This window comes from Variovorax sp. FG153 (genome assembly GCF_057809595.1).
Genome location: NZ_JBMDKG010000004.1, coordinates 112,934 through 135,598, shown reverse-complemented (window position 1 = coordinate 135,598; position 22,665 = coordinate 112,934). Strand labels below are relative to the sequence as shown.

At 72.3% G+C, this 22,665-nt stretch carries 20 protein-coding genes; 4 read left to right on the top strand and 16 right to left on the bottom strand.

Going from position 1 to position 22,665, the window contains the following annotated elements:
* Window positions 1-127: 127 nt before the first annotated feature.
* The 7 genes from ACODT0_RS07250 to ACODT0_RS07220 are packed head-to-tail and all read right to left on the bottom strand — an operon-like array spanning window position 128 to window position 9,356.
* Window positions 128-1,111 (bottom strand): Bug family tripartite tricarboxylate transporter substrate binding protein, encoded by a 984-nt coding sequence (locus ACODT0_RS07250; RefSeq protein ID WP_489040960.1) that lies wholly within the window; start codon window positions 1,109-1,111, stop codon window positions 128-130.
* Window positions 1,112-1,133: 22 nt separating this feature from the next.
* Window positions 1,134-2,390 carry an alkyl sulfatase dimerization domain-containing protein gene (locus tag ACODT0_RS07245; RefSeq protein ID WP_489040959.1) on the bottom strand — a complete coding sequence of 419 codons (1,257 nt, stop codon included), beginning with the start codon at window positions 2,388-2,390 and terminating at the stop codon, window positions 1,134-1,136.
* A complete protein-coding gene (locus ACODT0_RS07240; RefSeq protein WP_489040958.1) occupies window positions 2,387-3,724 on the bottom strand; it encodes a DUF1254 domain-containing protein in 1,338 nt (445 codons plus the stop codon). Before ACODT0_RS07240 ends, ACODT0_RS07245 begins: the two co-directional genes overlap by 4 nt.
* A gap of 4 nt (window positions 3,725-3,728) precedes the next feature.
* A complete protein-coding gene (locus ACODT0_RS07235; protein WP_489040957.1) occupies window positions 3,729-5,117 on the bottom strand; it encodes a DUF1254 domain-containing protein in 1,389 nt (462 codons plus the stop codon).
* A 47-nt stretch (window positions 5,118-5,164) separates the two neighbouring features.
* Window positions 5,165-6,139, bottom strand: a complete 975-nt coding sequence (locus ACODT0_RS07230) for a Bug family tripartite tricarboxylate transporter substrate binding protein (RefSeq protein WP_489040956.1) — start codon at window positions 6,137-6,139, stop codon at window positions 5,165-5,167.
* Window positions 6,136-8,271, bottom strand: coding sequence for an acetate--CoA ligase family protein (locus tag ACODT0_RS07225; protein WP_489040955.1), 2,136 nt, complete (start codon window positions 8,269-8,271; stop codon window positions 6,136-6,138). Before ACODT0_RS07225 ends, ACODT0_RS07230 begins: the two co-directional genes overlap by 4 nt.
* A gap of 20 nt (window positions 8,272-8,291) precedes the next feature.
* Entirely contained in the window at window positions 8,292-9,356 is a 1,065-nt protein-coding gene (locus ACODT0_RS07220; RefSeq protein WP_489040954.1) for a porin, read from the bottom strand.
* A 270-nt stretch (window positions 9,357-9,626) separates the two neighbouring features.
* On the opposite strand from ACODT0_RS07220, the gene ACODT0_RS07215 reads away from it, so the two are divergent.
* The gene (locus tag ACODT0_RS07215) at window positions 9,627-10,241 is read left to right on the top strand and encodes a Crp/Fnr family transcriptional regulator (RefSeq protein ID WP_261211554.1); all 615 of its coding nucleotides are present in this window, start codon (window positions 9,627-9,629) and stop codon (window positions 10,239-10,241) included.
* A gap of 1 nt (window position 10,242) precedes the next feature.
* On the opposite strand, the gene ACODT0_RS07210 is transcribed toward ACODT0_RS07215, so the two are convergent.
* From ACODT0_RS07210 to ACODT0_RS07180, 7 genes are read right to left on the bottom strand one after another with little or no spacing between them, the layout of a single operon-like run.
* Window positions 10,243-10,869 (bottom strand): YdeI/OmpD-associated family protein, encoded by a 627-nt coding sequence (locus ACODT0_RS07210; RefSeq protein WP_489040953.1) that lies wholly within the window; start codon window positions 10,867-10,869, stop codon window positions 10,243-10,245.
* On the bottom strand, window positions 10,866-11,822 hold the full coding sequence (locus ACODT0_RS07205) for a phosphatidate cytidylyltransferase (protein WP_057590780.1): 957 nt from the start codon (window positions 11,820-11,822) through the stop codon (window positions 10,866-10,868). The genes ACODT0_RS07210 and ACODT0_RS07205 overlap by 4 nt, the downstream gene beginning before the upstream one ends.
* Window positions 11,819-12,532, bottom strand: coding sequence for a lysophospholipid acyltransferase family protein (locus tag ACODT0_RS07200; RefSeq protein WP_489040952.1), 714 nt, complete (start codon window positions 12,530-12,532; stop codon window positions 11,819-11,821). The genes ACODT0_RS07205 and ACODT0_RS07200 overlap by 4 nt, the downstream gene beginning before the upstream one ends.
* The gene (locus ACODT0_RS07195) at window positions 12,529-12,969 is read right to left on the bottom strand and encodes a hypothetical protein (RefSeq protein WP_057590781.1); all 441 of its coding nucleotides are present in this window, start codon (window positions 12,967-12,969) and stop codon (window positions 12,529-12,531) included. The genes ACODT0_RS07200 and ACODT0_RS07195 overlap by 4 nt, the downstream gene beginning before the upstream one ends.
* Window positions 12,962-14,308, bottom strand: coding sequence for a phosphatase PAP2/dual specificity phosphatase family protein (locus ACODT0_RS07190; RefSeq protein ID WP_489040951.1), 1,347 nt, complete (start codon window positions 14,306-14,308; stop codon window positions 12,962-12,964). The genes ACODT0_RS07195 and ACODT0_RS07190 overlap by 8 nt, the downstream gene beginning before the upstream one ends.
* An 8-nt stretch (window positions 14,309-14,316) precedes the next feature.
* Window positions 14,317-16,122 (bottom strand): bifunctional alpha/beta hydrolase/class I SAM-dependent methyltransferase, encoded by a 1,806-nt coding sequence (locus tag ACODT0_RS07185; protein WP_489040950.1) that lies wholly within the window; start codon window positions 16,120-16,122, stop codon window positions 14,317-14,319.
* The gene (locus tag ACODT0_RS07180) at window positions 16,119-16,763 is read right to left on the bottom strand and encodes a CDP-alcohol phosphatidyltransferase family protein (RefSeq protein ID WP_057590784.1); all 645 of its coding nucleotides are present in this window, start codon (window positions 16,761-16,763) and stop codon (window positions 16,119-16,121) included. Before ACODT0_RS07180 ends, ACODT0_RS07185 begins: the two co-directional genes overlap by 4 nt.
* A 180-nt stretch (window positions 16,764-16,943) precedes the next feature.
* Here ACODT0_RS07180 and ruvB point away from each other — a divergent pair, with 180 nt between their 5' ends.
* Entirely contained in the window at window positions 16,944-18,008 is a 1,065-nt protein-coding gene (gene ruvB / locus ACODT0_RS07175; RefSeq protein WP_057590785.1) for a Holliday junction branch migration DNA helicase RuvB, read from the top strand.
* A 13-nt stretch (window positions 18,009-18,021) separates the two neighbouring features.
* Window positions 18,022-18,984 carry a CDF family Co(II)/Ni(II) efflux transporter DmeF gene (gene dmeF / locus ACODT0_RS07170; RefSeq protein WP_057590786.1) on the top strand — a complete coding sequence of 321 codons (963 nt, stop codon included), beginning with the start codon at window positions 18,022-18,024 and terminating at the stop codon, window positions 18,982-18,984.
* 21 nt (window positions 18,985-19,005) lie between these two features.
* Here dmeF and ACODT0_RS07165 read toward each other — a convergent pair whose 3' ends face one another.
* Window positions 19,006-20,736: a lysoplasmalogenase family protein gene (locus ACODT0_RS07165; protein WP_489040949.1), complete on the bottom strand. Its 1,731-nt coding sequence runs from the start codon at window positions 20,734-20,736 to the stop codon at window positions 19,006-19,008.
* A 94-nt stretch (window positions 20,737-20,830) separates the two neighbouring features.
* Between ACODT0_RS07165 and ACODT0_RS07160 the strand changes: the two genes are divergently transcribed.
* Window positions 20,831-21,700, top strand: coding sequence for a UDP-2,3-diacylglucosamine diphosphatase (locus ACODT0_RS07160; protein WP_057596912.1), 870 nt, complete (start codon window positions 20,831-20,833; stop codon window positions 21,698-21,700).
* Between the two features lie 12 nt (window positions 21,701-21,712).
* Here the strand turns inward: ACODT0_RS07160 and ACODT0_RS07155 are convergent, their stop codons facing one another.
* Window positions 21,713-22,636 (bottom strand): LysR family transcriptional regulator, encoded by a 924-nt coding sequence (locus tag ACODT0_RS07155; protein WP_422095870.1) that lies wholly within the window; start codon window positions 22,634-22,636, stop codon window positions 21,713-21,715.
* Window positions 22,637-22,665: the final 29 nt, after the last annotated feature.

The window sequence follows — 22,665 nt, the reverse complement described above, 5'->3', positions numbered from 1 at the left end:
GGTCGGCGCGGACGCTGGCACGGCGGCCGTCGTCGAGCCGACGAGCAGGAACCGTGCCGATCAGCGCGCAGTCTGCAAGAAGCGCGGGCGCTTGACCATCTTGCTTACCCTCGGTCCGGCCGCCGCCTCATTCGGGCTGGAGCCCGATGTCCTTGACCAGCGCGCCCCAGTCGCGCAGGTCCTGGCGCAGGGTCGCCGCGAACTGCTCGGGCGTGTTCTGCGGCAGGTCGGTGAAGTTGAGCTCGCGCAGGCGCTGCACCACGGCCGGGTCCCGCAGCGCGCGGTTCACCGCCTCGTTGAGCTTCTTCACGATCGCCGGCGGCGTCTTCGCGGGCGCCAGCACGCCGTACCAGGCATAGGTGGTGAGCGGGTAGCCGGACTCGGTCATCGTCGGCACCTCGGGCAGCATCGGGATGCGCGAGGGGCCGCTGTTGGCCAGCGCCCGGAGCCGGCCGGCGCGCACCAGTTCCACCGTCGAGGACATGTCGGCGAAGGCCGCCTCGACCTGGCCGCCCATCAGGTCCTGCACGCAGGGGCCGCTGCCCTTGTAGGGCACGTGCTCGATCACCAGGCCGGCCTGCTTCTTGAGGCTTTCCATCGCCAGGTGGCCGCCCGAGCCGTTGCCCCAGGAGCAGTAGCTGAGCTTGTCGGGGCGTGCCTTGGCATAGGCGACGAAGTCGGCCAGCGTCTTCACCGGCAGGTCGTTGCGCACCAGCAGCAGGTTGCCGCCGCGGCCGATCTGCGCCACCGGCGCGAAGTCCTTCACCGGGTCGTAGGGCAGCTTGCGGTAGAGGCTGGGGTTCACCACCATCGCGGCGGCGTAGGTGAACAGCAGCCGGTAGCCGTCGGGCGCCGCGCGCGCCACCTGCTCGGTGCCGAGGATGCCGTTGGCGCCGGGCCGGTTGTCGACCACGAAGGGCTGCTTGAGCGACTTGCCCAGCGCGTCGGCGACCAGCCGCGCGATGGTGTCGGTGCCGCCCGCGGCGGCCGTGGGCACGACCAGCGTGACGGGCTTGTCGGGATAGGCCTCGGCGCCCTGCGCGGCGGCCGTGGCCAGCAGGCCGGCGAGGCCGGCAAGGAACAGGCCGGTGCGGAGAAGGGATGCGGTCATGGGTATGCGGGTCCTCGGGAAGTCATTGGATACCGAAGCGCGCCTGCGTGCCCTGCTCGAGCATGTCGGCGCTCACGCGGTAGAGGTTGCGCGACACGTAGCTGGGCACCTGGCGCGCGCGCTCGCGCAGCCATTCGGCCTTGAGCGCGCGCGCCTCGGCGAGCTCGGGCGCGTCGCCGCGCGCGGTGGCCAGCAGGTCGATCACGTGCAGCGCGAGCTGCCATTGCCCTTGCTGCGCGAGCGCGCGCGCCCGCGCGATCAGGCCGGCCTTGTCGGTGATGGCCTCGGCCACGGCCTGGCCGATGGCCTCGGGCGGCTCGGGATGCAGGCTGGTCGGGTTGCGGTCCCACCAGCCGTTCTCCGAGCGGTAGATGTCGCGCACGATGTAGGCCGGGTCGCCGTAGGTGGGCTTCATCCAGTCGACCGCGAACAGTTCGTCGGGGCAGCGGATGCGCGCCAGCAGCTCGCGCTCGTTGAGGCCCTCGTTCATCAGCCGCACCACCTCGGCGCGCAGCCAGCGCAGCGCGCGCGCCGTGTGGGTGAGCACGTGCCGCACCTGGTCCTCGCCCTCGAGCGTGGCGCCGAACTCGCGCACCGCCTTGCGCGCGCCGAGCGCGGCCAGCGCATCGAGCGTGTCGGCCCAGCGCACCGTGTCGCGCAGGGTGCGAAAGGGCGTGCCGATGTTGGGGATCGAGTCGATCAGCGCCGCGCCGCCGTAGAGCACGCGCTGCGCGGGGCTCCACAGCGCGATCGCGTCGTCGGTCTCCGAGGGCGCCCAGCGCAGCTCGACGGCGCGCTCGCCGTGACCGATGACCAGCCGCTCGTCGAAGGTCTCGGTCGGCGCATGCATCGACAGCCGCTGCGCGAAGAAGCCCGCGGGCCGGTTGAACTGGATCTCTGCCATGCGGTGCTGCAGTGCCTCGGTCTCGCGGTAGCGCGCGAGGCGCCGCGGCACGTTGCGGTGCGCGATCACGCGCGGCGGCGCGTCGCCGCGCCGCGCCGCATGGGCGAGCCACATCGGCACGCCGGCGTTGTAGCCCACATGGCCGTGGCTGTAGCACAGCGCATGCAGCGGCGCGTCGCTGAGTTCGCGCACCGCGTCGATCATGCCCTGCGTCACCGAGCCGCCCGGGCCGGCGTCGATCACCACCAGGCCGACATCGGTCTCGGCCACGAAGGACTGTCCCTGCCCGCGCAGGATGTGCAGGCCCGGCGCCACCGTCTCGGTGCCGCTGCCGACGATGAGGAAGGGTTTCTCCTGTTCCTGTGTGCTGCTCATGCGTCGTCTCCCAGTCGTTGAAGCGGCGGCAGCGCATAGCGGCCGTCGAGCATCTCCGCGCGCGGCACGTAGGCGCGCAGGCAGAGGTAGAAGGCGCCCGCGGGCGCGGGCAGCCAGTTCGCGCGCGCGGCCTCGTCCGCGGGCGCCGCATGCTGGATGCGCAGCGTGAGGCCGCCGTCGGCGTCGTGGCGCAGCGCCGGCGTGCGGTCGCCGATGGCGTAGCGGTCGATCGGGTTGTCGACCAGCATGCAGTCGCGGCTGTCGTACATGGTGAGCGACCAGAAGGCCTCGACCGGCGGCAGCTCGCCGGGCCCGAAGCGCAGCGTGTAGCCGTGGCTGCCGTGCAGCGCGCGGCCCGCGGCGTCGTGCCAGGCGAGCGGGTAGGTGGCCTCGCGGCTCTCGAGCATGCCGATGTACTTGAGCGCGACCAGCGCGCGCAGCCGGTGGTCGTCGCCGAAGCTGGCCTCCACCAGCGGCATCGACACCCAGCCGCTGGCGGCCGCGCGGCCGGCTTCCGTGGCGCGCAGCCGTGGCAGCACGCGGGCGATCGCATCCTGCAGCCGGTCGCGCTGCGTGTCGTCGAGCGCGCCGGCCTCGGGGTGCAGGCCGAGCGCGGCGTAGCGCGCGAGCCGATCGGCATCGCGCGCGGGCGGCGGGTTCTCGCGCAGCGCGCGCTGCACCTGCGCCGCGAAATGCGCGGCATCCGGCGCCGCCTTCGGGTCGCAGGCCGGGTCGAAGGCCATCGGCCGGGGCGCCGCGCCGGCCTGCCAGTCGGCCAGCGTGCGCACCACGAAGCCGTCCTGCAGCGCATGCACCGCGGGCAGGTCGTGCGGCCCGTCGACCAGGATGCGGCCGATGACCCAGAGCCAGCGCGTGGGCGCCTCGATGCGCGCGCCGGGCGCGTCGAAGGCGGCCGGCAGCTCGCCGCGCCAGCCCGGCGGCACGAGCACGAAGGAACGCGCCGCCGTGCCCGTGAGCCGCTGGCCGATGTGGGCGAAGGGGTTGGTATGGAAGTCGAGCAGGCCCAGCACGTAGTAGCGCCCCGCGGTGTCGGGGACGTCGATCACCAGCGGGCCCGCGCCGAGGTCGAGCCAGGCGTTGGTGTAGAGCGTGTCGTTGTTCGGCGTCACGACGCGGCTCTTGCCCGGCCCCAGCAGCTTGCGCGCATGGGTGAACACGTTGCACCAGCGTTGCGGCGCCGGTGCCTCGCCGGCGGTTTCGCAGCGTTGCGGCGAGGTGGCCGCACGCATGCGGCACATCTCGTACAGCGGCCAGGCGTAGACCACGGCCTCCTCGGCCAGGGTGTCGATGTCGGCGTCGATCGTTGCGGCCATGGCGTCAGTCCTCCCGCGGCTGCAGGGCCGGGATGCGCCAGGCGCGCACGCCTTCGCGCGGGTGGTACATGCGCAGGATCAGGTAGAAGCGCCCGGCCGGCGCGGGCAGCCAGTTGGCGGCATCGGCGGGCCGTGCATGGCCCAGCACCAGTTCCAGGCTGCCATCGGCACCGCGCGCGAGGCCCTGCGTGCGGTCGCCGATCGCATGGCGGCCGATCGCGTTGGGATAGAGGAAGCGGTCGCTGTCGTAGAGCGTCACCGACCAGAAGGCGTCGGCCGGCGGCATGTCGTCGGCCTCGAAGCGCATCGCGTAGCGGTGCCGGCCATCGAGCGGCTCCAGCTTCGCGTCGTGGTGCGAGGCGGCGTACACGGCCTCGCTGGTGGCCAGCGCGCCCAGGCCCAGGTAGGCGGTGCGCGCGCGGCCGAGGAACTCGCTGCCGTAGCGGCCGGTGGCGGGCGTCATGGCCCAGGCCTTGGGCCGGTGGTGCCGGCCCACCGCGCCGACCGCGCGCACGCCCTCGGCGAAGCCTTCGACCAGGCCCTCGCGCAGCGGCGCATCGAGCACGTCCCACGCGAAGCCCGCGTCGGGCCGCAGCCCGGCCTGGCCGAACCAGGCCACCAGCGCGCGGTCCTCGACGCGGCCCGGCGCCTCGGCGAGCGCCTGGCAGAGGTTGGCGAAGAAGCGCGGCGCGACCTGCGCGGCCGGCTCGCCGTTCTCGAACGCGGCCGCCATGGCATCGACCGGTTCGCCGACCCAGCGTTCGATCGCCGCCGGGCGGCCGCGCGGCACCGTGCCGGGCGCGGGCGCGAGCCGGATCTCGGACTGCAGCGCGCGCGCCGCGGGCCAGTCGGCCTCGTCGCCGACCAGGATGCGGCCGATCAGCCACACCAGGTCGGTCGGGCAGCGCACCACGCGGTGCGCGGCCAGCGCCTCGGGCACCGTGCCGCCCGGGCCCACGAGCACCACGGTCTCGCCCGCGGGATCGCAGTTGCGCGGCCCGAGGTTCTCGAAGTTCTCGGTGTAGGCGTCGTACAGCGGCAGCACGAAATAGCGCCCCGGATGGCGCGCGGCCGCGGGCACGCTCAGCAGCATCGGGCCGTCGGCCAGGTGGATCCAGGCGATGGTGTAGAGCAGGTCGTTGGCCGGCGTCACCACGTCGCGGTCCTCGTGGGTCGAGGGGCGCGGCGCATGGTGCAGCGTGTTGATCGGCGCGCGCACGTCCGAGCCGGCCGAGGTGCCGATGCGGCGTTCGGCGCGCGGCGCGGTCTGCAGCGCGCAGGTGCGATAGGTCTCGGTCAGCGGATAGCCGTAGACGAAGGCGGCGAGGCCGATCGAGCGCGCGAGCGCCTGGCGCGCGGCGTCGACGGTGGCCTGGGAGGCGGGAGCATTCATGGGGACGAAACCTCTTGGCTGGTGGCGATGAAGGAAGGGGAAAGAAATCAATCGAGCTTCACGCCCGTGGCCTGCGTGAGCCGCAGCGTCACGGGCAGGAAGGCGCGGTAGGCGGCGCTGGCCTCGGCCGGCAGGTTGCCCACGGGCTCGGCGCCGAGTTCCTCGATGCGGCGCGCGACCTCGGGCTGGTGCACCACGGCGGCGACCTCGCGCCCGAGCCGCTCGACCACCGCGTCGGGCGTCTTCGCGGGCGCCATCAGCGAGGTCGGCCCGGTCAGCGCGTAGACCTCGTCGGCGAAGCCCTGCTCGGCGAAGGTCGGCACCTCGGGCAGCGCCTTGGCGCGGCGCGGCCCGGCGACCGCGAGCGCGCGCAGCTTGCCGGCCGCGATGTAGGGCTGCAGCGTGGCGATCGAGCCCACGGTCAGCTGGATCACGCCGCCGATCAGGTCGATCGCCATCGGGCTCTCGCCCTTGTAGGGCACGTGCAGCGTGCGCAGGCCGTAGGCGCGGTCCATGTAGACCTGGATCTGGTGCGGCTGCGTGCCCGGGCCCCAGGAGCCCATCGCGTACTTGCCGGGCGCGGCCTTCAGCACCGCGATCAGGCCGGCGACATCCTTGGCCGGCACCGAGGGATGCACCGCGAGCACGGTGCGCGTGGTGGCGATGTCCGAGACCATGCGCAGGTCGGTGCGCGGGTCGTAGGGCAGCTTGCCGTAGAGCACGATGTTGGCCGTGACCGGGCCCGGCACCGTCAGCAGCAGCGTGTGGCCGTCGGGCGCGCTCTTGGCGACGTAGTCGGTGCCGATGATCCCGCCCGCGCCGCTGCGGTTCTCGACCACCACGGGCTGGCCCAGCCGCTTCGACAGGCCCTCGGCGATCAGCCGCGCGAGGATGTCGGAGGAGCCGCCGGCCTGGTACTGCACGACGATGCGCAGCGGCTTCGACGGGAATTCGGCGCGGGCGCCGGCGGCCGCGAAGGCCGCGAGCGCGCACAGCAGCAGGCGTCGTTTCGAAAGCGTCATGCGATGCCTCCTTCCGCCGGCGACGGGTCGCGGCCCACGATCAGCGCATCGACCGCCACGCAGCCGCCCTCGGCCTGCGGCCGCGCGATCAGCGGATTGATCTCGGCGCTCGCCAGCGAGTCGCCGGCACGCAGCGCGAAGTCGGCGAGCGCGCACAGCGCATCGGCGATCGACGCGAGGTCGACCGGCGCCTTGCCGCGCGCGCCGTCGAGGATCGCGAAGGCGCGCAGCTCGCGCACCATCGCCAGCGTGTCCTCGCGCGTGACCGGCAGCACGCGCAGCGCCACGTCGCGCAGGGTCTCGACGTGGATGCCGCCGAGGCCGAACATCAGCACCGGCCCGAACACCGGGTCGCGGTGCACGCCCGCGATGCATTCGACGCCGCCGCTCGCCATGCGCGCCACCAGCGCGCCCTCGAGCCGCGCCTCGGGCCGCGCGCTCAGCGCATGGTCGCGCGTGCGCTCGAAGGCCGCGCGCGCCTGCGCCGCGCCGCGCAGGCCGAGCGCCACGCCGCCGACGTCCGACTTGTGCGGGATGTCCGCGCTCACGATCTTCAGCGCCACCGCACCGCCGAAGGCTTCGGCGGCCGCCGCGGCCTCGTCGGCGCTGTGCGCCACGCGGTGCGCGACCACCGGCACGCCGGCCGCGGCGAGCAGCGCGAGCGCCGCGGGCTCGGCCATCGCGCCGGGCGCGAACGCGATCGGATCGCCGGCCGGGCGCGTGTCGGTGGCATGCGGCGCATCCGTCTTCAATCCCGCGAGCGCGGCGATGGTGCGGATGCCGTCCGACGGATCGGCGAACACCAGGCAGCGCAGGCCTTCGAGCTCGGCGCGGCGCTCGGGCGAGAGCAGCGTGCTGATCGCGAGCAGCGTGTCGGGATAGGCCGCGCGCAGCGACGCCACCAGCGCGCGCAGCGTGGGCCAGAACGCATCCGACGCGCCCGCGGCCGCGAGGAAGCCCATCCACGAGGCGAAGCCGCGGTCGTCGAGCATCAGGCGCGCGCTGCGCTCGAGCAGGCTCATGTCGTTGGTCACCTGGCCCGTGATGTCGACCGGGTTGCGCGGCGCCGCGAACGGCACCCACTCGCGCAGCGTGGCCTGCGCGGCCTCGCCGAGCGGCTGCACGTCGAGGCCCTGCGCCGAGGCGTCGTCGGCCATCAGCGCGCCCACGCCGCCCGACAGCGTGAACAGCCCGATCGAGCGGTCGCGCGGCCGGCCGGCCACGGCGGCGCTGTGCGCCAGGTCGAAGAACTCGCCGAGGCTGCGCGCGCGCAGCACGCCGTAGCGGCGGAACACCGCGTCGTACACCGCGTCGTCGCCCGCGAGCGCCGCGGTGTGCGAGGCCGCCGCCTGCGCGCCCAGCGCGGTGCGGCCGACCTTGACCATCACCACCGGCTTGCCCGCGGCCTGCGCGAGCGCCAGCGCGGCGCGCAGCCGGGGGCCGTCGCGGCAGCCTTCCATGTAGCCCATGATCACGTCGGTGGCCGGGTCCTGCGCGAGCCAGGCCAGGCAGTCGGCGAACTGCAGGTCGGCCTCGTTGCCGGTGGTGGCCCACAGCGACAGGCCGACGCCGCGCTCGCGCGCCATCGCGTAGGCATAGGCACCGAAGGCGCCCGACTGGCTCACCAGCCCGATGCGCCCCGGCGCCACGCGGCCCACGCCGGGCGCGGGCGAGAAGGTGGCGTAGACCTTGTGCGCGATGTTCATGAAGCCCAGGCAGTTGGGCCCGATGAGCCGCAGGCCGGCCGCGCGGGCCTTGGCGCCGAGCCGCGCCTGCGCGGCCGTGCCTTCGGCGCCGGTCTCGGCGAAGCCCGAGGAGAACAGCACCACGCCCTTGACCTTCGCTTCGATCGCGTCGTCGAGCGCCGCATCGACCAGCGCGGCCGGCACCGAGAGGATCGCGAGGTCCACCGGCTCGCCGATGGCGCGCAGGCTGGGCCAGGCCCGCAGCTCCTGGATGCGTTCGGCGTTCGGGTTGACCGGGTAGAGCGCGCCGTCGAAGCCGAAGCGGCGCTGGTAGTCGACCGGGATGCCGCCGATCTTCTGCGGGTTGGAGGAGGCGCCGACCACCGCGATGGAACGCGGCGCGAACAGGGCCGACAGGGATTCGGTCTGGGAGCTGAAGAAATCCATGGAAGAGGCGACGAGGGGTTTCAGAAGTTGTGGCGGATGCCGGTCGCGAGCACGCGCACGCCGTTGCCACTGTCGGGCGCGACCGCGACCGTGGCGAGCGTGGCCGAGGCGCCATGCCGGTTGAGCAGCCGCAGCCAGCGCGCGTAGAGCACGGTGCGCTTGCTCAGGTAGTAGTCGTAGCCCAGGGTCCAGGCCAGCTGCGAACGCTCGCTCGCGTCCACCTTGCGCTGCATGGCCTCGAACATCAGGTTCGAGGCCGGCGTGATGTTGTAGGTGAGGCCGAGGCTCGCGAGCTTCGCGCTCGGCACGCCGGGCAGGCTCGAGCTGTTGCGCACGTAGTTGGCGTAGAGCTGCAGCCCGATCGCCTCCCAGTCGTAGGCCGCGCTCAGCGCCTGGTAGGTGCTGGTGCTCGGCTCGGCCACGGGCGCGGCGGCCGAACCAGAGCGCGCGCGCTGGAAGGCATAGCCCACGTAGTAGGGCTTGCGCGCCCAGCTCAGGCTGCCGCCGTAGAGCGTGCCGCTGTCGTGGCTCGCGGCGCTGGCCTCGCCGGGGGCATAGGCGAGGTCGGCGTAGAAGCCGGCGATGGCCGGCGTGCGGTAGCGCACCATGTTGCTGGCGCGCGCCGCGAAGGGCAGCAGGCCGGGCTGCGCGTCGGTGGCGGCCACCAGGTTGATCGGCGAGAACACCGAGTTCACGCCATAGGGATCGGCCTTGAACAGCGTATAGAACATCGGCGTGTACATGCGGCCCGCGTCGATCTGGCCCCAGGGCGTCGACAGGCCGACGAAGGACTGGCGCGTGAACGCGATCTCGGGACCGGCCAGCGTGCCCTTGCCGGTGTCGGGCGCGAAGCCGGCCTCGAGCGTGAAGTGGGCGTCGAAGCCGCCGCCCAGGTCCTCCGCGCCGCGAAAGCCGAGGCGCGACGCGGTCTGGCCGCCGTCCTCGAGCCGCGTCGAGGAGCTCGGGCCCGACTTCGCGTGGGCCAGGTAGAGGTCGGCGGTGCCGAAGATCGTCACGCTGCCCTGGGCGAGCGCGAGCGAGGAGGAGGCCGCGAGCGCGAGGCCCGCGGCGGCTGTCTTCTTCATGTCGTCTTGTCTCCGGTGAGGCTCGCCGCCCGTCGAGGGCGGCTGCCGCTTGTGTGCTTGTCGGTGTCCGGTGCTTACGATAGAAACGACCGCCCCCCGAATCTGTCAATGCGTTGACAGATTCCCGAACATCGCCGCAGGGAGAACCCGCTGACCCGACCGCGCAAGACCGCCGAACGAGATGCCGAGGAGAACGCCGCGCTGCTCGAGCGCGCGCTGCGCTGGAACGAGCTGTTCTCGCGCTGGCCCGACGCGCGCCGCGCCGAGCTCATGAAGTCGGCGCGCCTGGAGCGCTACGGCCGCCGCACGCAGGTGCTCGCGCACGACCGCCATCGGCGCGAGCTGCTGGTGGTGGTGTCGGGCTGCCTCGAGATCAGCAGCATGAGCCCGAACGGCCGCAAGTACGTGAACGCGCTGCTCGGCCCGGGCCAGGTGGCGCCGCTGGTGCGGCTGCTCGACGAGGTGCCGCTGGCCTACGACTACCACGCGCACGAGGATTCGGTGATCGTGCACCTGCCGAGCGACGCGGTGCTGGCCGTGCTCGATGCCGAGCCGCTGCTGTGGCGCGACGTGGCGCGGCTGGGCCTGCAGCGCCAGCGCCTGAGCATCGTGCTGCTGCAGAACCAGATGCTCAACTCGATCCACGGCCGGGTGGCCGCGGCGCTGATGAACCTGGTCCACTTCTACAACGGCCAGGGCGAGGACGGCGCGCCGCCGCTGGTGCGGCTGTCGCAGACCGACCTCGCGGCCATGCTCGGGCTGTCGCGCCAGACCGTCAACAAGGAGCTGGGCCGGCTGGTGGAGGAGGGTGCGATCGACATGCGCTACAAGCGCATCCGCATCGTCGACGCCGAGCGGCTCGCGCGCATCGCGGCCGGGACCTGAATCAGGGGTGGATCTTCTCGCCCCTGGCGAGCATCTCGACGAACTGCGCGATGCGCCGCGCGCGGGTCTCGGGCTTCTTCGCGCTCTGGGTGCGGAACAGCACCGCGAAGCGGTTGCGCGCATCGAGCGCGGCGAAGAACTTCGCGGCCTTCCTGTTGGCGTCGAGCGCGGCCCGCAGGTCGGGCGGCACGGTTGCCACGCTCGAGGCCTCGTAGGCGGCCTCCCAGCGGCCGTCGGCCTTGGCGCGTTCCACCTCGGCCAGGCCGCCGGGCTGCATGCGGCCTTCCTCGATCAGCCGCAGCGCCTTGGCGCGGTTGATCTGCGACCAGGTGCTGCGCTTCGTGCGCGGCGTGTAGCGCTGCAGGAAATGCGTGTCGCTCTCGCTCTTGCGCTGGCCGTCGATCCAGCCATGGCACAGTGCGAGATCGAGCGCCTGCGCGGTATCGACCGAGGCGATGCCGCTGGCCTTCTTCGCGAGCCGCAGCCAGACGCCGGCATGGCTCGCGTGGTGGCGCTCGTACCAGCGCGCGAGCGCGGCGGCGTCGGCGCATTCGACCGGCGTGTCGTCGACGATGCGCTCGGCCGCGGCGGCCGCCTTCTTCGCCGGGGCCTTCTTCGCCGCCGTCACGGCACCCACCAGTAGCGCAGCGCGTGGAAGAAGATCGGCGCCGCGAAGATCACCGAGTCGAGCCGGTCGAGCATGCCGCCGTGGCCCTCGATCATCGAACCCCAGTCCTTCACGCCGCGGTCGCGCTTGATGGCCGACATCACGAGGCCGCCGAAGAAGCCCATCAGGCAGATGGTCAGCGACATCAGCGCGGCCTGCCAGGGGTTGAAGGGCGTGGCCCACGACAGCGCGGCGCCGAGCGCGGTGGCGCTCGCGATGCCGCCGATCAGGCCCTCCCAGGTCTTCGAGGGCGAGAGCTCGGGCGCCACCTTGCGCTTGCCGAACAGCTTGCCCCAGATGTACTGCAGCACGTCGCTGCCCTGCACCACGATCACGAGGAAGGCGATCAAGAGCAGGTTGCGGCCCTCGAAGCCCGGGATCTGCAGGGTGAGCAGCGCCGGCACGTGGCTGATGCAGAACACGCAGACCATCAGGCCCCACTGGATCTTCGAGGTGCGCTCGAGGAAGCGCCGCGTGTCGCCGCCCACGGCCGCGAGGATCGGCAGCACCAGGAAGGCATAGACCGGGATGAAGATCGAATAGAGGCCGTACCAGTCGATCCAGACCAGGAAGTACTGCACCGGCAGGCCGATGTAGAAGGCGGCCGCGATCGCGTGGTGGTCGCCGCGCCGGGTGTAGGCCAGGCTGATGAACTCGCGCAGCGCGTAGAACGAGATCAGGTAGAACAGCACGATCACGCCGCCCTTGCCGAAGGCGAAGGCCAGGCCGATCGCGGCCACCATCACCCACCAGGCATTGACGCGCGCATTGAGGTTGTCGATCACCGAATGCGGTTGGCCGTGCGCCACGCGCCACTTGAGCACGGCGCCGATGCCCGAGGCCAGCAGCAGCACGCCGAGCACGCCGCCGAACAACTGCAGGGTGGTCTGCGCGAAGGGCGAGAGCTCGATCATGCGGCGCTCCCGGAGGCCGCCTTGGGCTTGTCGTCGAGGCGGTCGTATTCGGGCCGCAGGTCGAGCATGGCGGTGCGCGCACGCGCCAGGAAGCTCAGCTTGTCTTCGCCCTCGGCCAGCACGAGCGGCGTGCCGAAGCGCACCGTGCAGGCCAGCGGGATCGGCACCAGCGTGCCCTTGGGCAGCACGCGCTTGAGGTTCTCGATCCACACCGGCACCAGCCGCACGTTGGGGCAGGCGCGCGCGAGATGGAACAGCCCGCTCTTGAGCGGCAGCAGGATCTCGTCGCCGGTGTTGCGCGTGCCTTCGGGGAACATGATCAGCGAGTCGCCGGCCTCGAGCGCGGCCTTCATCTGCTCGACCGGGTTGTCGCCCTGGCCCGAGCCGTCGCGCCGGATCATCAGCGCGTTGAACACGTCGGCGCCGATGAACTGGCGCAGCTTCGAGGCCATCCAGTAGTCCAGCCCCGCCACCGGCCGCGTGAGCGCGCGCAGGTCGGGGGGCAGCGTGGCCCACAGCAGCACGAAGTCGCCATGGCTGGTGTGGTTGGCGAAGTAGAGCGTCTGCTCGGCCTTGGGGCTGGTGCCCGACCAGATGGCGCGCACGCCGGTCAGGAGGCCCGCGGCGCCGATGATCAGCTTGCCCGCGACCACGGCGAGCGCGCGGCGCACGATGCCGGACGAAGGTTCGGGGGAGGGAGCGTCGTTCAAGTGAGGTCCTGTGTCATGAGGGCGAGCAGGAACATCGCGCTCTGGCAGGCGACCACGATGGCGTGGCGCTGCAGCAGTTGGCGGGTGCCCTGCGCGCGGTCGGCCAGCGGCCGCGCGGCGGAAGAAGCGTCATTGGCGCGCAGCCCGAGCCGCGCCAGCGCCTGGTCGAGCGCCTCGAGCGTGGCGATGGTGCCGCGCGCGAGGTCGTCGAACAGTGCCTGGTCGAGTCGCAGCCGGAACGCGAAGTAGCGCTCGAGCACGCCGAGGATGGCGACGGCGCCGAAGGCCATGCTCGGCGTGGTGGGCAGCGAGCGCAAGGTGAGCGCGAGCACGAGTGCCGCGATCGCGCTGAGCGCGAAACCCCAGAGGGCCAGCACGCCGGCCGCGCGCAGCAGGCCGGCGAGCGCGGCGCAGGTGGCGCGGTCGGTGTCATTCATGGGGCGCTGCTCCGGTGGTGACGGTGGGAGCGCCGAGCGGCGCGAGCGCGGCGAACCAGGCCGGCCGCAGCACGATCTGCGGCCGCGCGCGGCGCACCGCGGCCTCGGCCTGCGCCAGGCCGCCCGTGGCGCCGAGCCAGGCGATGGTGGCGGCCGCGCTGCGCGAGAAGCCGAGCGCGCAGCAGACCCAGACCGGGCCGCCGCGCGCGGCGCGCCGCTGGCCCTCGATCGCCGCGGCCGCGCGCCGCAGCCGCTGCGAGGGCGGCACCACGAGGTCGAGCAGCGGCACGCAGCGCGCACCGGTGTTGCCGCCCGGCACCTGCAGCTCGGCGCACAGGCTCACCAGCCGCGGCCGGCCCGCGGCCTGCCATTCGGCCGGCGTGGGCAGGCGGCCGAGCCAGAGCCCGGGCACCACCTCGGCCGCGGGCGGCAGGCCGCGCGTCCACAGCCGCGCGTTGAGCGCCGCGCCGAGCCGGTAGGGCGCGAGCAGCCAGCGCGCGGCCCAGCCCATGCGGCCCTGGCCGTCCATCTGGAAGCCGCGCGCGCCGAAGCCCGCGTAGTTGAGCGCCACCAGCGCCAGCGAGGCCGCGGGCCAGGCCAGCCACAGCGCCCAGCCGCCGCCCCACAGCGCGAGCGCGAGGCAGGCCAGCGCGCCCAGCGCATAGCAGGCCGCGAGCTTCCAGCGTTGCGGATCGCGCGCGAGCCGCCAGGCGCGCGGCATCGAGACCGTGCGCCGCAGCGGCCACAGCCAGATGCAGAAAAGGCCCAGCAGCGCGCCGGTCGGGATGTCGATGAAATGGTGTTGCCAGGTGGTCAGCACCGAGGCGCAGATCGCGAAGGCCCACAGGTGCAGCACGGCGCGCGCCCAGCGCGGCCGGATGAACTGCCGATACCAGTCCCACAGGATCACCGCCAGCGCGATGTGCAGCGAGGGCGCCTGGTTGTAGGGCTGGTCGAAGCCGCGCAGCGCCGCGAACAGGAAGGCCGGCGGGCCCTCGACCGCGGGCTGGCCGAAGCTGAAGTGCAGCGGCCAGATCACGAAGCAGCTGCAGGCGATCAGCGTGGCGCTGACCAGCCGCGCGCCGTGGCGGTCGAGCGTGTGGCGGTCGCGCGCGAGGAACAGCGACAGCGCGTAGAAGACGTTGATGGTCCAGTAGGGAAAGATGGTCCAGGGCCAGAACGGCACCTGGCGTTCCCACGCGAAGGCCATCGAGGGCACCTGCGCGCGCGTGGTGGCCCACCAGTTGGCGAGGCCGTAGGTCAGGTAGAACAGCGGCCCCAGCACCGCCAGCCAGCCGGCGGCGCGCTTCCAGGGTCTCGCCGCGAACCAGGCGCGCATGGCGTCGCTCAGTGCTCGGTGCGCCGGGCCAGCGAGACGGTGAAGATGCCCCACTCGTCGCTGCGCTGGTCGATCTTGCGGAAGCCCGCCTCCTCCACCAGCTGGTCCATCTCGACCTGCGTGCGGCGGCGCATCACCCAGGCCTCGCCCTGGCGGTGGCTGGTGAGCGCGCGCGCGATCATCTCGAGCTGCGGATGCCAGGGCTGGCCGGTGTAGACCAGGTAGCCGCCGTCCTCCACCGCGTCGCCCACGCCCGCGAGCGAGCGCCGCACCATCTCGTTGTCGGGGAACAGCTCGTACAGCCCCGACACCACCGCCAGCGTGGGCCGCGGCGTGACGCTCGCGAGGCTCATGCGGTCGAAGGCGTCGGCCTGCACGAACTGGGCGACGTCCTCCAGGCCCTTCTCGGTGATCAGCGCGCGGCCGTCGCGCACGTTGATCTCGCTGTAGTCGCGCAGCAGGACCGAGCTGGCCTTGACCGGGCTCGCGAGCACCGCGTCGAGCACGTAGCGGCCATGGCCGGCCGCGATGTCCATCAGCCGCACCTCGCGGTGCATCTCGGCCAGCCGCTCCATCGCGATGCGCAGCAGCTCCTCGACGTGGATCTTGCGCTGCCGGATGCCGCGCCAGCCGATGGCATCGAGGTAGTTGCGGTCGATGGCGCGGCCCATGGCGCCCTTGCCCTGCGCGACGTTGCGGTAGACGTAGTCGAGCGTGCTGCCCGAGTCGAAGCCGGTGTCGTGGCCCAGCTTCACGCCCTCGGACAGGCGGCCGCCGAAGCGCAGCCCGGCGCGCGTGAGCGACCAGTAGAGGCCGCGCGGCGACAGCGCGGGCAGCGGCGCGGCCAGCGCGCGCGATTCCTCGGCGGTCTCGCCCTCGAGGTGGGCGCCGCGGCGGTCGACAGGCGCGGGCGCCTCGTCGAACAGGCGCAGCACGAATTCGCGGATGGCCTGCACCGCGGGTGCGCGGTCCTTCTCGCCCAGCGTGTCGTGGAAGAAGCCCGGCAGCACCGTCTTGGTCTTGACCGCGCTGCCCAGCCGTTCGAAGAACTGGTGCTGCGGCTTGTGGTGCACCACCCAGTCGGCGCCCGAGATCAGCAGCTGCACCGGCAGCGTGATCGCGTTGGCGTCGGCCACCACGCGCTCGGCCGCCTCGTACAGGCCCAGCAGGATGTTGACCGCGATCGGCCGCGTGATCAGCGGGTCGCTCTCGTAGCTCGCGATGCGCGCGGGGTCGTGCGTGAGGAACCTGGCCTTGACGTAGCTGTTGACGAAGAACAGGCCGCGCAGCTTGTGCATCAGCGCCAGGCCCGGCCGCGCGAAGGGCACGTAGAGCTTGACCTTGAAGGCCGGCGAGGCCAGCGTGAGGCCGCGCACCTTGGGCGCGTAGTCGTGGGCCCAGGTCGCGGCCAGCACCGCGCCCACGCTCTGCGCGATCACGTGGATGTCGTGCTCGGCCACGCCGTGCGCGCCGACGATGTGCTGCACGAAGGTCTGCACGTCGCGCACCGAGGTGCCGAAGCTGGGGCTGTAGCCGCGCTGGCCCGGCGAGCGGCCGTGGCCGCGCGCGTCCCAGGCGAAGAAGTCGAAGTCGGGCAGGTCGAGCTCGTCGACCAGGTGCGCCATGCGCGCGCCGTGCTCGTGGCCGCGGTGGAACAGCACGATGGCGCCGCGCCGCGCGGGGCCGGTGGCCGGCCAGTGGCGGTAGAACAGCGACTCGCCGTCGTGGGTGCGGAACTGGCGTTCCGCGAGCGGTCGCCGGGTGATGGAAGACGGCGAGGCGCCGGTGTCGAAATCGGTGGTGTTGTCGTTCATTGAATCCCTGTTGTTTCTTTTAGCGTGGCGGCGGTCGCGCCTTCGGCTTCGGCGAGCGCGCGGCGCACGCGGTTGACCACGGTCCAGGCCACGAGCAGCGCCACCAGCGGCATCAGCCAGGCGGTCCAGCCCGGCAGCGGGCCGCCGAGCGCCACGTAGAGGCCGAGCGCGCCGAACACGAAGGCACGGTCGCTCTTGCCGAGCGGGCCATCGTAGCGGCGCGAGGCACCGACCGTGGGGCCGAGCGCGCCGGCGAATTCGCTGAGCCCGGCCAGCACGATCACGGTGCCGACCCAGAACGGGCTGAAGGGCTGCACCAGCACGAAGGGCAGGTACAGCGCGGCGTCGGAGACCACGTCGGTGAGTTCGTTGAGGAAGGCGCCAAGCCGGCTTTGCTGGTGGTGCTCGCGCGCCAGCATGCCGTCGATGGCATTGAAGGCCATGCGCACGAACATCCAGGCCGGGATCAGCCCGAAGGCCGCGAGCGAGGGCGCGGCCAGGTAGAGCCACAGCCCGAGGGCCAGCGAGACCGCGCAGGCGCTCAGCGTGACCTGGTTGGCGGTGACGCCCCGTGCATGCAGGCCGACCACGAGCGGCCGAAGCAGGGCCTGGAAACGCGGCTTCAGTTCGTAGATCGACACCGTCGTGATCCCCTCTTCATTCTGGTCGGGGCATTCTGCCAGCGCAGGCGAGCGCTCCTGTAGGCGCAGGTCCCGCCTGCAAAAGCCCGCGAAAACCCGCGAAAGGCCCTCGTGGCGCCGTGGCCGCGGGCCGTCCGCGGCGGCGGGGCAGCCACTAAACTCGCCGCACCCCCCGCGCCCATGACCATCCAGACCGACGACTTCGCCCCCGCCCCGCAACGCGTGGTGTCCGCCGCGCCCGCCTCGCCCAACGAGGAGGCGATCGAGCGGGCCCTGCGCCCCAAGCTGCTCGACGAGTACGTCGGCCAGGCCAAGGTGCGCGAGCAGCTCGAGATCTTCATCGGCGCCGCGCGCAAGCGCCGCGAGGCGCTCGACCACGTGCTGCTGTTCGGCCCGCCGGGCCTGGGCAAGACCACGCTGTCGCACATCGTCGCGGCCGAGCTCGGCGTGAACCTGCGCCAGACCTCGGGCCCGGTTCTCGAGAAGCCCAAGGACCTGGCGGCGCTCTTGACCAACCTCGAGCCCAACGACGTGCTGTTCATCGACGAGATCCACCGGCTGAGCCCGGTCGTCGAGGAAATCCTCTACCCGGCGCTCGAGGACTACCAGATCGACATCATGATCGGCGAGGGCCCGGCCGCGCGCAGCATCAAGCTCGACCTGCAGCCCTTCACGCTGGTGGGCGCCACCACGCGCGCGGGCATGCTCACCAATCCGCTGCGCGACCGCTTCGGCATCGTCGCGCGGCTGGAGTTCTACACGCCCGAGGAGCTCGCCCTGATCGTGCGCCGCAGCGCCGGCCTGCTCAAGGTCGAGACCGACGAGGCCGGCGGCTTCGAGATCGCGCGCCGCTCGCGCGGCACGCCGCGCATCGCCAACCGGCTGCTGCGCCGCGTGCGCGACTATGCCGAGGTCAAGGGCGACGGCCGCATCACCGAGGAGATCGCGCACAAGGCGCTGGCCATGCTCGACGTCGACCCGCAGGGCTTCGACCTGATGGACCGCAAGCTGCTCGAGGCCGTGGTGCACCGCTTCGACGGCGGCCCGGTGGGGCTCGACAACGTCGCGGCCAGCATCGGCGAGGAGCGCGACACCATCGAGGACGTGATCGAGCCCTACCTGATCCAGCAGGGCTACCTGCAGCGCACGCCGCGCGGGCGCATCGCCACCCTGGCCGCCTACCGCCACCTCGGCGTGGCGCCGCCCTCGGGCCGCGCCGAGGGCCAGGACCTTTTCGGAACTTGAGAGACTTTTCAGCATGCACACCCATGACCTGAGCGCGTGGCAGCACGAGCACCACTTCGGCACCGACAACGAACGCGCGGAGCGCAGCACCCGGCTCGTGATGTGGATCACCGCCGCGATGATGGCGGTCGAGATCGGCGCCGGCTGGTGGTTCAACTCGATGGCGCTGCTGGCCGACGGCTGGCACATGAGCTCGCACGCGCTGGCCATCGGCCTCAGCGCCTTCGCCTATGCGGCCGCGCGGCGCTATGCGCGCGACCCGCGCTTCGCCTTCGGCACCTGGAAGATCGAGGTGCTCGGCGGCTTCGCGAGCGCGCTGATGCTGCTGGGCGTGGCGGCGCTGATGGTGGTGGGCTCGCTCGAGCGGCTGTGGTCGCCGGCGGCGATCCACTATCCCGAGGCGATCTCGGTGGCGGTGCTCGGGCTGCTGGTCAACCTGGTCTGCGCGCGGCTGCTGGGCGGGGCGCATCACCACCATGGGCATGACCACGGGCATGCGCACGACCATGATCATCACCACGCGCACGGCGAGCATGGCCACGACCTGAACCTGCGCTCGGCCTACATCCATGTGGTGGCCGATGCCGCCACCTCGGTGCTCGCGATCGCGGCGCTGCTCGGCGGCTGGTTCTACGGCTGGGCCTGGCTCGATCCCGCGATGGGCATCGTGGGCGCCGTGCTGGTCGCGGTCTGGGCCAAGAACCTGCTGAAGGAAACCGGCCGCGTGCTGCTTGACCGCGAGATGGACCACCCGGTGGCCGAGGAGATCCGCGAAGGCATCGAGACCGGCCTGGCCGATTCGCTCACGCGCGTGGCCGACCTGCACGTGTGGCGCGTGGGCCGCGAGGCCTATGCCTGCGCGCTCACGGTGGTGACCCATTCGGCCACGCTCACGGCCGACCAGGTGCGGGCCTGCTTCTCGATGCACGAGGAGATCCGGCACTCGACGGTCGAGATCCAGCGCTGCCACGACTGACGCGACCGCCGGCGCACGGCGTCAGCCCGGCGGCCGCGCGTGCCGCACGATCAGCGTCTGCGCCACGTAGTAGGTCGCGAGCACCCACAGCTGCGCCAGCGGCAGCGGCGCCACGAAGCGGTTGGTCGCGAGCAGCGAGTCGCTCAGCATGAAGAAGCAGGCGCCCGCCGCCACCCAGCCCGCGGCGGCGTCGCGCAGCACGAAGGCCCGGCCCAGCGCCTGGGCCGCCATGCAGGCGATCACCAGCACGTAGAGCGCGACCGGGATGCGCAGCGCGGCCGGCAATCCGCCCTGCCACAGGAAGGCGTACATCGCCGCGCCGATCGCCAGCGTGACCGCCAGCGCCGCCGGCCGCGGGAAGAAGCCCACGCCGAGGCGGAACACGCCGATGTAGGCCAGGTGCGCGAGCAGGAAGCACACGAGGCCGGGCACGAACAGCGAGGCCGGGCCCATCAGCAGCACGTCGCCCGCGAGCGAGCCGACCAGGCCCGCGACCAGCAGCGCGTCGAAGCGCGTCATGCCGCCGGGCCGCGCCAGCGCGCGCCGCGCGGCGATGAAGACCGCGATCGCGAGCGCCAGCGGCTTGGTCGCGTGGTGCAGCCAGGGCAGGCCGAGCGCGGCGCTTGCGGTGGCCAGCGCGGCGGCTTCCACCAGCAGCGCCTCGGCGATCGAGAGCCGCCCCTGCAGCACGCCGCCGATGGCCCACAGCGCTGCGGTGAGCGCGGCCAGCCACACGCTCGAGCGCGAGAGCGGCATGCCGTCGGAGAACCACAGGAACACCGCCACGGCCGCGAGCAGCAGCAGGAACTGCACGCCCGCGAACCACTGCGCGCCGCGGCCCACTTCGGGCTCGTAGCGCCGCACCTGCGCGATGTCGAAGGCCGGCTTGGGAAAGCGCGCCGCCACGTCGGCCGGCCGCCAGCCCGGCGGCTTGAGCCACACGCGCAGCTTGTCGGCCCAGCTGCGCGCATGCCATGAATCCCTGGCCAGGCCCCAGTAGACCTCGGCGTTGGCCCACAGCGGGTCCCAGCTCGCGAGCGGGCTGCGCGTGCCGTAGACGCAGCGCTCGTCCTCTTCCTTGAAGCTGCCGAACAGCCGGTCCCACACGATCAGGATGCCGCCGTAGTTGCGGTCGAGGTAGCGGTCGTTGACCGCGTGGTGCACCCGGTGGTTCGAGGGCGAGCAGAACCAGCGGTCGAACCAGCCTAGCTTGCCGACCTGCTCGGTGTGGACCCAGAACTGGTAGAGCAGGTCGACCAGCGAGACCACGGCGAACACCAGCGGCGGCACGCCCGTGGCCGCCATCGGCAGGTAGAAGATCCAGCCCAGCAGCGCGCCGCTCGAGGTCTGGCGCAGCGCGGTCGAGAGGTTGTAGTGCTGGCTCTGGTGGTGCACCACGTGCGCGGCCCACAGCACGGCCGACTCGTGGCCCATGCGGTGCAGCCAGTAGTAGCAGAAGTCGTAGAACACCAGCGCCAGCAGCCAGCCGTACCAGGTGGTCCAGAAGTCGGTGTCGGGGAACAGCGCCACGGCCGAGTACACCGCCGTGTAGATGCCGATGCGCAGCAGGCCGGTGAGCACCGCGCTGATCTGGCTCAGCATGCCCAGGCCGATGCTGTTGACCGCGTCGGCGAGGCGGTAGGTGTCCTGCCCCGTGCCGCGGCGCGCGCGCACGCGGCCGACCGCGAACTCGATCGCGATCAGCAGGAAGAAGACGGGGGTCGCGAGGACGATGATCTGGCCGGGGCGCATCGCGCGATTGTGGGCCGCGCCTGCGTGGGGACGTCATCGGGATGTCACGCACTTGCCATGGCCGGGTCATGCGGGACCGCCAATCTATCGGTCCATGCAACGCGACGATGCTTTTCTGCGCGCATGGCGCGACACTGCGGTCCAGCCCCCCGAGGCGGAGGACGAGGACGTTTCGCGTCCGGTTCAGCGTTTCAGGACGCTGTGGATCTCCGACCTGCACCTCGGAACGCCAGGCTGCCAGGCGCGGGCGTTGCTGGACTTCCTCAAGCACACCGAGTGCGAGACCCTGTTTCTCGTCGGCGACATCATCGACGGCTGGCAGCTCAAGCGGCACTGGTACTGGCCGCAGGCGCACAACGACGTGATCCAGAAGCTGCTGCGCAAGGCGCGCAAGGGCACGCGCGTGATCTTCATCCCGGGCAACCACGACGAGTTCGCGCGCAAGTACCTCAATCACAACTTCGGCGGCATCGACGTGGCCGAGGAATGGATCCACGAGACCGCCGACGGCCGCAAGCTCTGGATCATCCACGGCGACCTGTTCGACGGCGTGATCCAGTGCGCCAAGTGGCTGGCCTACGTGGGCGACTCGCTCTACGAATTCACGCTCAAGCTCAACCGCCACCTCAACTCGCTGCGCGCGCGCCTGGGGCTGCCGTACTGGTCGCTGTCGAAGTACCTCAAGGGCAAGGTCAAGCGCGCCGTGAGCTACGTCGGCGACTTCGAGAACGCCGTGGCGCGCGAGGCCCGCAACCGCGGCGCGCAGGGCGTGGTCTGCGGCCACATCCACCATGCCGAGATGCGCGACATCGACGGCATCCTCTACTGCAACGACGGCGACTGGGTCGAGAGCCTCACGGCGCTGGCCGAGCATGCCGATGGACAGCTCGAGATCATCGAATGGTCGGCGCACATGCCGGTGCCGTCGAAGGTCGCGCCGGCGCGCGAGGCCGTGGCGGCCTGAGACCCGTCCCGTTCAGGGATAGGCGGCTTCGCACAGCGCCAGCACCTCGCCGCGCAACCAGCGGTGCGAGGCATCCTGGTCGAGCCGCGGATGCCAGATCGCCGAGACGTTGAAGGGCGGTGTCGGCACGGGCAGCTCGAAATGCCGCAGGCCCAGGGCCGCGGCATGGCCGGGCGTGAACGGATTGCCGAGGCAGGAGTGCGGGACGACGGCCAGCAGGTCGGACTGCCGCGCGACCTGCATCGCGTGGGTGTAGGCCGGCACCACCATCGCCACCTGCCGCGACAGGCCGCGCGCGGCCAGCGCGTCGTCGACCGGATGGTCCATCTCGCCGGCGCGCGAGGCCACCACGTGGCCGCAGGCCGCATAGCGTTCGGCGGCGATCTCCGTCTCGTCGAGCAGCGGATGGCCGCTGCGGCACACGCCCACGTAGCGGTCGCGGAACAGCCGGCGCGTGCGCAGTTCGGGCGCCGTGGTTTTCACCGTGCCGAGCTCCAGGTCGATTCCGCCCTCGCGCAGCGGCCGGGCGTCCCAGTCGGGCTTGGGCGCGAAGCGAAGCCGCACCCGCGGCGCGGCCTGCCGGATCCGCGCCAGCAAGGGCGCGGCGAGCAGGTCGATGAAGCCCTCGCCGGCGCGCAGCGTGAAGCACTGGTCGAGCGTGGCGATCTGCAGCGCATGGTCGGCCGGGGCCAGCGCGGCCTGTGCCTCGCGCGCCAGCGCCGGGATGCGTTCGCGCAGCTGCATCGCGTAGGGCGTGAGCACGAGGCCGCGGCCGGCCTGCAGCAACAGCCGGTCGCCCGTGGCCTCGCGCAGGCGCGTGAGCGTGCGGCTCATGGCGGACACGCTGAGCTCGAGCCGCCGCGCGGCGCCGGTCACGCTGCCCTCGGTCAGCAGGGCATCGAGGGCGGGCAGCAGGTTGAGGTCGACGCGGGGCATGGCGCCAGCATAGGGCAGGAGCGGCCATG